Origin of the sequence: Mesorhizobium sp. M1A.F.Ca.IN.022.07.1.1, from assembly GCF_003997575.1 — a bacterium.
Lineage (GTDB): Bacteria > Pseudomonadota > Alphaproteobacteria > Rhizobiales > Rhizobiaceae > Mesorhizobium.
On sequence record NZ_RZST01000275.1, the window covers coordinates 1 to 8,435 of the forward strand.

An 8,435-nucleotide genomic window follows, 5' to 3' on the forward strand; every position below is an offset into this window, starting at 1 on the left:
GGCCCACGCCGATGTGGATTGCCTCGTCGCCTTTCCGGAGATGGCGCAGGCGATGACCAATGCCGATCTGGCCAAGACCGCCACCAAGCCCAATCGCTGGCGCGATCTCGACATTCGGCTGAAAGGCATGGTCGAACCCGGCAGCGATATCGTCATGCTAACCTACGAGGCGCGCGCGACGCGGGAAAACGGCGAGCCCTATGCCGCTCTCGTCAGCACCGGCTATGTTCATCGCGCCGATGGCTGGAAGATGATGTTTCATTCCCAGACGCCAATTGAAACTGCGAGCGGGTGACCGCTTATCTCAGGGATAAAAGACCGCGTCGCCCTTCAGGGCCTCGGCCAGCATTTTTTCTTAGCGGCTGCGCGGCACGTCGATGGCGCCGAAGCGCTTCAGGTGCTCGGTGGTGAACTGCGTGTCGAGGAGCGCGAAGCGGCGTTCGTTCAGCCGCTCGACGAGATAATAGAGGCAGGTCTTCGAGGCGTCGGTTTCCCGGGCGAACATGCTTTCGCCGAAGAAGACGCGCCCGAGTGACACCCCATAGAGACCGCCGGCCAGCCGGCCCTCGCGCCACGCCTCGACGGAATGGCAGTGGCCCAGCCGATAGAGCTCGACATAGGCTTCGCGGATCGGCGCGTTGATCCAGGTCGAGCGGCGCTCGTCGCGCCTTTCCGCGCAGCCGTCGATCGTCGCCTCGAAGTCGAAATCGTAGCGGATGTCGAAAGGGTGCCTGCGGATCGTCTTCTTCAGACTGCGCGGCGTGTGGAATCCGTCGAGCGGGATGATGCCGCGCGTCTCCGGCCGCACCCAGAACACTTCCGGGTCGGTGGCGCTCTCTGCCATCGGGAACACGCCCGAGGCATAGGCTTTCAGCAGCAGGTCGGTCGGGATGCGGTAGCCGGGCGCGTAGGGACGAGTCATTGCGCCATTATAACCGCAAGATCCTATTCCGCCGTGGCCAAATATTTCTCAAGCCAGTGGATGTCGTAATCGCCGTTGGCGATATCCGGATTTCCGACGAGGTCGCGGAACAGCGGCAGCGTCGTCTTGATGCCGTCGACAACGAATTCGTCGAGCGCCCGGCGCAGCCGCATCATGCATTCGACGCGGTTGCGGCCATGCACGATCAGTTTGCCGATCAGGCTGTCGTAATAGGGCGGGATCCGGTAGCCGGAATAGACGCCGGAATCGACGCGGATGCCGAGGCCGCCCGGCGTGTGGAAATGCGTGATCGTACCGGGCGACGGCGTGAACGTGCGCGGATCCTCGGCGTTGATGCGGCACTCGATGGCGTGGCCGTTGAACTTGATGTCTTCCTGCTTGACCGACAGTCCGCCGCCGGAGGCGACACGGATCTGTTCATGCACGAGGTCGATGCCGGTGATCGCTTCGGTCACCGGATGCTCGACCTGCAGGCGTGTGTTCATCTCGATGAAATAGAATTCACCGTTCTCGTAGAGGAATTCGATCGTGCCGGCGCCGGAATAGCCAAGATCGGCGATCGCCTTGGCGCAGATGCCGCCGATGCGCGCACGTTCCTCGGCGTTGAGGGCCGGTGAGTTCGCTTCCTCCCACACCTTCTGGTGGCGGCGTTGCAGCGAGCAGTCGCGCTCGCCGAAATGCACGCCGCGTCCGGCGCCGTCGCCGAACACCTGCAATTCGATATGGCGCGGCTTTTCCAGATATTTCTCGATGTAAACGGCGTCGTCGCCGAAGGCAGCGCCGGCTTCTGATCTGGCGGTCTGCAGCGCCACTTCGAGGTCGGCTTCGGTGCGGGCGACCTTCATGCCGCGGCCGCCGCCGCCGGCCGAAGCCTTGATGATCACCGGATAGCCGATCGCGGCGGCAATGCGCTTTGCTTCCTTCTCGTCGCTGATCGCGCCGTCCGAACCAGGCACCACCGGGATGCCGAGGCGCTTTGCCGTGCGCTTGGCTTCGATCTTGTCGCCCATGATGCGGATATGGTCGCCCGAAGGGCCGATGAAGGTGATGTTATGGGCGGCGAGGATATCGGCGAACTTGGCGTTTTCTGACAGGAAGCCGTAGCCCGGGTGCACGGCATCGGCGCCGGTGATCTCGCAAGCGGCGACGATCTGGTGAATGTTGAGATAGCTTTCGCGTGACGGCGGCGGGCCGATGCAGACGCTTTCGTCGGCAAGCCGCACATGCATGGCGTCGGAATCGGCCGTCGAATGGACCACCACCGTCTGGATGCCGAGCTCCTTGCAGGCGCGCAGCACCCGAAGCGCGATTTCGCCGCGATTGGCGATGAGGATTTTTTGGAACATCTGCCCGCTGTTCCCGGCTCTACTCGATGACCACGAGCGGCATGCCGTATTCGACCGGCTGGGCGTCCTCGATCAGGATCGCCGTCACCGTGCCGGCGCGCGGCGAGGGAATCTGGTTCATCGTCTTCATCGCTTCGATGATGAGCAGCGTCTGGCCTTCCTTCACCTTCTGGCCGATCTCGATGAACGCCTTGGCGTCGGGCGAGGGCGCGAGATAGGCGGTGCCGACCATCGGCGAGGGCACGGCGTTCTTGGAAGGATCGGCTGCCGTCGCGGGCGCGGCCGCTACCGCCTGAGCCGGCCCGGCAACCGCCGCGGACGGCATAGGAAGCGGAGCAGCGACCGCGTGGACGGCCTGAGACTGACGCGACACGCGCACTTTCAGATCGCCGAGCTCGACCTCGATCTCGGTCAGGTTGGTGTCGTTCAGTATGCCCGCCAAGTCGCGGATCAGCTGCTGGTCAACACCGTTCTTCTTTATCGACATTTTCGAGCCTTCTGTTTGGGAGCCGGTCACAGGCGCGCCGCCAGTGCCTGCAGCGCAAGCGTATAGCCGAGTGGCCCGAACCCGCAGATCATGCCGACAGCGACCGGCGCGACCATGGAGACGTGGCGGAAAGGCTCCCGCGCGTGGATATTGGAAAGATGGACTTCAGCGACGGGCAGCGGCGCGATGGCGCGGATGGCGTCGTGAATGGCAATCGAGGTATGGCTGTAGGCCCCGGGATTGATGACGATGCCTGCGGCCTTTTCACCGGCTTCCTGGATCCAGTCGACGAGATCACCTTCGTGATTGGACTGACGAAAATCGATCTCGAGCCCGAGCGCCGTGCCGGCGGCCTTGCAATCCTCGGCGATGGCGGCAAGCGTCTTGCCGCCATAGATCCCCGGCTCGCGCTTGCCGAGTGCATTGAGATTGGGACCGTTCAGGACGAAAATCGTTTTCAAATATGCCGACCTCTTCGGCGCCGGCCTCAAGCCGGCGCGCCGGACCTCTATAATGGGCATATCCGCCCGCGAAAAGAGCGCAAGTACGTTCTTTCGCTGTCCACAACAGGCGGAAAACCGCCTGTTATCGCGACTCGCAATCGCTTAGAGCATGATCCCGAAAACTGTGCAGCGGTTTTCGGAAAAGACCATGCCCAAACCTAGAGCGCGCTCTTGGCCTGCTCGATCTTCTCCGCCAGAACCTGCTGTCCGAGCGCGCCGAACACCACCTCATTGCCGACCACATAGGACGGCGTGCCGGTGATCGACAGCTTGGTGGCGAGATCGTAGGTGCGCGAGAGCGCTTCGTTGATGCTCGGATCCTTCATCTTCTCGCGCAGCTTCGCCTCGTCGGCACCGAGCGAAACAGCGACCTTCATGGCGGTGGATTCGGTGGCACGGCCCTGGCTGCCGAGCAGCGCAGTGTGGAACTCGCTGTACTTCTCCGGCATCATCAGATGGAAGGCCATCGAGACCACGCTGGCCTTTTGCGAATCCGGGCTGAGGATTGGAAACTCCTTGAGCACGAAGCGCAGGTCCGGATCGGCTTTGGTCAGCGCCTTCATGTCCTCAATGGCGCGTTTGCAGAAGCCGCAATTGTAGTCGTAGAACTCGACGATGGTGACTTTGCCCTTCGGGTTGCCGACCACGCCGTCGAAGGTGGAGTTGAAGATCTCGTCCTTCGCATCCTTGATGACGCCGAGTGCGGCGAGCCGCTGCTCTTCCTTCTGCTTGGCCTCGAGCGCGTCCTGAACCTCGAGCAGGACCTCGGGGTTTTTCAGCAGATAGTCGCGGATGATGCCTTCGACCTCCTTGCGGTCGATCTTGCTGTCCGCCGAGGCGACCTGGATGGCTTGCGTCGTGTCGGCCTTAGCGGCCTGCGGGCTTCCTGCCACGAAGCCGAATGCCAGCATGCCGAGCGCTACCGCCACGCCGGCGCTGCCGAGCAGGATTGCCTTGTTCATGATCAGTTCCTTCTGCCTGTCCCGGTCCAACCTGGTCGCCGCGCGCGGCCGGGAGGTTCACTTGAGTTTGTTAGATGGCGTGTAGTTTATGATATCCTGCGCGCGAAGCCAGCGGGGCTCGCCGCGTTTCAATTTCTGTTGAGCGCGCATGGCGAAGATCTTCGCGTTCTTATAGTCGCCCGAATAGAAATGGCCCTCCGCCGTCGCAAGGTCGGCGGCCGGGATTTGCCCCAATTCGCCATAGGCTTGAGCCAGGTAGCGGTAGGCTACGGCGTTTTCCTTGTCGCGCCCGATCCCGCTGTTGAGCTGCGCCACCGCTTTGTTGATTGAGTCCGGCGTGCCGATCGCCATCAGCGCCTGGCCGAGCGAGACCAGCAGCAAGCCGGACCGCGCCGCGTCGAGGCTCGCCGCTTTGGCATAGGCATCCGCGGCGTCCTTGGGCCTGTTGGCCTTCATCAGGATGTCGCCGCGCAGTTCCTGGAAATAGGGGTTCTTCGGCTGTTCCTTGATCAGGGCCGCGGTTTTCGTCAGCGCGGCGCCAGGATTGCCGTAGAGATAGGTCTGCTGCGCGTCGCCATAGCGCGAGGCAAGGCTGGTCGGGTTCTTGCGCATCAGCCTCGCCACAGCCGCCTGGCCTTGCATATAGGCCGCGATCTTGATGCGCATCATGTCATGCCGCTGCTGCAGCGTAGGCGTGTCGACCTGGCTGACATATGGGCTAGCCTTGACCAGCACCTCGAGATTGGCGATGCGCTCCCGGGGCATCGGATGGCTGATCCGGTAAGGATCGAGCTGGGTGCCCGACAGCGAAAGCGCGCTCTGGAAGCGCCCGAAGGTCTTCAGCATGCCCATGCCGGACTGGCCGGTGGCATTGAGGTAGGTGATCGCCGAGCGGTCGGCGGTGATTTCTTCGCCGCGCTGATAAGCAAGGATGCTGCGCTGCGCCATCTCGCCGCCGCCGGCGGCGACGCCCATGCCGGCGCCGGTAAGGCCGCGGCTGTTGGTGGTGGCGCCGGCCACGATCGCGCCCGCCCCGAGCAACGTGGCGATGATGGCCATGGTCTTGGCGCGATCGAGTTGATCGCGCAGCTTCTGCTGGTGGCCGCCGGCAATATGGCCGGCCTCGTGCGCGATGACGCCGATGATCTCGTTCGGCGTCTCGGCCGTCACCAGCGCGCCGGTGTTGATGAACAGGCGGCGGCCGGTCACGAACGCATTGAAGCTCTGGTCGTTGACGAGAACGATGTCGATCCCGTCATTGGCAAGGCCCGCCGCCTTGAAGATCGGTCGGGCATAGTCGCGCACCAGCGCCTCGATCTCGGCGTCGCGCACCACCGGCACGCCTTGCGCGAAGGCGCTCAGCGAAGTGGACACCGCGACGGCGGCGGCAAGCAGGAGCGTCGCGAACCCGCGCGCGGTTCGCCCTATTGCGGTCGATCTATCGATCATCGTTCGGGTCGGCTCAACATGACAGGTCCACTGGTAGACGAGCGGGCGAAGGATGAAAAGTCGGCGCCGATAACTTCCTGCGCGCTTGTGATCCCCACACCAATCGGGCATTTGTGCGGCGCTGCCGTCGAACTCCCGGCAGTTCCAGGGCAAGCGAGCGATGGTTTGCCTGTGGATTTGCCAACCAAAGGCAGGCTGAAGAGTCAGATGGTCGTTTCGCTTTCACGCCGCGGCGAGGTCGAGCCGTTCCACGCCATGGATATTCTGGCTGAGGCCAACCGGCTGAAGGCGACCGGGATTCCCGTGGTGTCGATGGCGGTCGGCCAGCCGTCGGACCCGGCGCCGGTCGGCGTCCGCGAAGCCGCCGCTCTCGCGCTGAAGCACGGCCGCATCGGCTACACCGATGCTCTTGGCCTGGCGGAGCTGCGCAAGGCAATCGCCGCGCACTATGGCGAGCATTACGGGATCGATGTCGCGCCCGCCCGTATCGCCGTCACTACCGGCTCGTCGGCCGCCTTCAACCTGGCTTTCCTGGCGATGTTCGATCCCGGCGACCGCGTCGCCATCGCCGCGCCCGGCTATCCGGCCTACCGCAACATCATGGCCGCGCTTGGCATCGAAATCGTCGAGATCGAGCTTGGCTCGGACGCCTATCTGCATGCCGACCACCTGAAGAGCGCACACCGCGAGAAGCCGTTGAAAGGCGTGCTGTTTGCCAGTCCAGCCAATCCGACCGGCGCGGTCATTCCAGCCGACGAGCTTTCCGCGTTGGTGAAGACCGCGGACGAGCTTGGCATCGCGGTGATCTCGGACGAAATCTATCACCGGCTGGCCTATGCCGCGCCCGACGTCACTGCACTTGCCTGTGGCGCCGGCGTGACGGTGATCAACTCCTTCTCGAAATATTATTGCATGACCGGGTGGCGCATCGGCTGGATGGTGCTGCCGGACGAACTGGTGCGGCCGGTCGAGCGCATCGCGCAGAGCCTCTACATCTCGCCGCCGGAACTGTCGCAGGTCGCGGCGATCGAGGCCTTCAATGCCACGCAAGAGCTGGAAGCGGTGAAGGCGCGTTATGCCTGGAACCGCGACCTGCTGATGAAGCGTCTACCGGAGCTGGGCTTCCCGCTCGCGGCGCCCATGGACGGCGCGTTCTACGCCTTCTGCGATGTCACGCGGCACACCAATGACAGCATGGCCTTCGCGCGCAAGATGCTGGCCGAGGCGCATGTGGCGGCCACGCCCGGCCGTGATTTCGATCCGCTCCAGGGCCATCGCACCATGCGCTTTTCCTATGCCGGCAGCCATGACGACATGGTCGAGGCGCTGGCGCGCATCGAAAGTTGGCTGAAATAGACGCCATGCCCGAGCTTGAACAGGCGCTGGCGGAAGTGGCCGCCGAAATGACCGAGCGCAGCGATCGCGGCGATGTCGCCACCTATATCCCGCAGCTCGGCAAGGTCGATCCGAAATTCGGCATTGCCGCCGTGACCAATGACGGGCGCATCATCCTTGCCGGCGATGCCGATCAGCCCTTTTCGATCCAGAGCGTCTCGAAGGTGTTCACGCTGACCCTGGCGCTGGGCAAGGTCGGCGATGCGTTGTGGCAGCGTGTCGGCCGCGAGCCGTCGGGCAATCCGTTCAACTCGATCGTCCAGCTCGAGCATGAGAGCGGCATTCCGCGCAATCCGTTCATCAACGCCGGCGCCATCGTCGTATCCGACATCCTGCTTGCCGGCCACCAGCCGCGCGAGGCGATCGGCGAGATCCTGCGCTTCGTCCAATTCCTGGCCGACGACGACACGATCATCATCGACCGCGAGGTCGCGGCCTCGGAACGCGCTACCGGCTACCGCAACTTCGCTCTGGCCAATTACATGAAGTCCTTTGGCAATCTCGACCATGAGCCGGAGCTGGCGCTGGGCGTCTACTTCCATCATTGCGCCATCGCCATGAGCTGCCGGCAGCTCGCCATGGCCGGCCGCTTCCTCGCCAATGGCGGTCGGAACCCGGCGACCGGGCTGTCGGTAGTGTCGACCGAGCGTGCGCGCCGCATCGGCGCGCTGATGCTGACCTGCGGCCACTATGACGGCTCCGGCGATTTCGCCTTCCGTGTCGGCATTCCGGGTAAGAGTGGCGTCGGCGGCGGTATTCTTGGCATCGTGCCGGGCGTCGCCTCGCTCGCCGTCTGGTCCCCCGGCCTCAACGAGAACGGCAATTCAAAGCTCGGCTCCATAGCGCTTGAGAAGCTCGCCAGGATGATGAACTGGTCGATCTTCGCGCCTTAGCAGGTGCTGGGCGCAAGATTGGAAGGCCAGAAAACGAAAATCCCGCGCCGGGCGGCACGGGATCTTCTGTTTAACAACTAAGCCTAATGAGCTGACAGAGCTTAGAAAAAGCCCTTCCGCTGCCACCAGCCGGCACGCTTCGGCTTTCCTTCGGTCTTGGCTTCCTCGCTGACGTTGGACGAAACGACGGGGACAGCCGGCGTGTCGATCGACTGTGGTTTGCGCCGCGTCGGATGGGCATTGACCTGCGCTTCGGCCTCGGTCGGAGCAGCAGCGGCCGCTGTCAGCTCCGGTTCGGCGGCCGCAGGTTCAGCGGGAAGTTCCGCCGCCCGCTCGGGCGCTTTCTCGTAGACGGTTTCCTCGACAGCCTTCTTCGATCGCGGTGCACGGCGAGGCTTCTTCGGCTTCTCCGTTTCCGCGACATCCTCATTGGCGGGCGAGGGCGCGGCCTGCTCTT

9 protein-coding genes and 1 pseudogene are annotated in these 8,435 nt (G+C 63.7%); 3 read left to right on the plus strand and 7 right to left on the minus strand.

Going from position 1 to position 8,435, the window contains the following annotated elements:
* The coding region (locus tag EOA75_RS24500) for a hypothetical protein (protein ID WP_127325364.1) at positions 1–295 on the plus strand (295 nt) is incomplete at its 5' end.
* 60 nt (positions 296–355) lie between these two features.
* Here EOA75_RS24500 and aat read toward each other — a convergent pair.
* The 6 genes from aat to EOA75_RS24530 all read right to left on the minus strand — a co-directional run bounded on the left by aat (position 356) and on the right by EOA75_RS24530 (position 5,690).
* On the minus strand, positions 356–922 hold the full coding sequence (gene aat / locus EOA75_RS24505) for a leucyl/phenylalanyl-tRNA--protein transferase (protein WP_127325365.1): 567 nt from the start codon (positions 920–922) through the stop codon (positions 356–358).
* A gap of 23 nt (positions 923–945) precedes the next feature.
* Entirely contained in the window at positions 946–2,289 is a 1,344-nt protein-coding gene (accC, locus tag EOA75_RS24510; protein ID WP_127325366.1) for an acetyl-CoA carboxylase biotin carboxylase subunit, read from the minus strand.
* Positions 2,290–2,308: 19 nt separating this feature from the next.
* On the minus strand, positions 2,309–2,776 hold the full coding sequence (accB, locus tag EOA75_RS24515; protein WP_067321651.1) for an acetyl-CoA carboxylase biotin carboxyl carrier protein: 468 nt from the start codon (positions 2,774–2,776) through the stop codon (positions 2,309–2,311).
* Between the two features lie 26 nt (positions 2,777–2,802).
* Positions 2,803–3,237, minus strand: a complete 435-nt coding sequence (aroQ, locus tag EOA75_RS24520) for a type II 3-dehydroquinate dehydratase (RefSeq protein ID WP_066989889.1) — start codon at positions 3,235–3,237, stop codon at positions 2,803–2,805.
* A gap of 200 nt (positions 3,238–3,437) precedes the next feature.
* Positions 3,438–4,241, minus strand: a complete 804-nt coding sequence (locus tag EOA75_RS24525) for a DsbA family protein (protein WP_127243510.1) — start codon at positions 4,239–4,241, stop codon at positions 3,438–3,440.
* 57 nt (positions 4,242–4,298) lie between these two features.
* A complete protein-coding gene (locus EOA75_RS24530; RefSeq protein WP_127325367.1) occupies positions 4,299–5,690 on the minus strand; it encodes a M48 family metalloprotease in 1,392 nt (463 codons plus the stop codon).
* A gap of 207 nt (positions 5,691–5,897) precedes the next feature.
* Between EOA75_RS24530 and EOA75_RS24535 the strand changes: the two genes are divergently transcribed.
* Together EOA75_RS24535 and EOA75_RS24540 are read left to right on the plus strand one after the other, a co-directional pair.
* On the plus strand, positions 5,898–7,046 hold the full coding sequence (locus tag EOA75_RS24535; RefSeq protein ID WP_127325368.1) for an aminotransferase class I/II-fold pyridoxal phosphate-dependent enzyme: 1,149 nt from the start codon (positions 5,898–5,900) through the stop codon (positions 7,044–7,046).
* Between the two features lie 5 nt (positions 7,047–7,051).
* The gene (locus tag EOA75_RS24540) at positions 7,052–7,978 is read left to right on the plus strand and encodes a glutaminase (protein WP_164747536.1); all 927 of its coding nucleotides are present in this window, start codon (positions 7,052–7,054) and stop codon (positions 7,976–7,978) included.
* A gap of 101 nt (positions 7,979–8,079) precedes the next feature.
* Here EOA75_RS24540 and EOA75_RS34185 read toward each other — a convergent pair.
* Positions 8,080–8,435, minus strand: a pseudogene (locus EOA75_RS34185) (ribonuclease E/G); the annotation flags it as partial.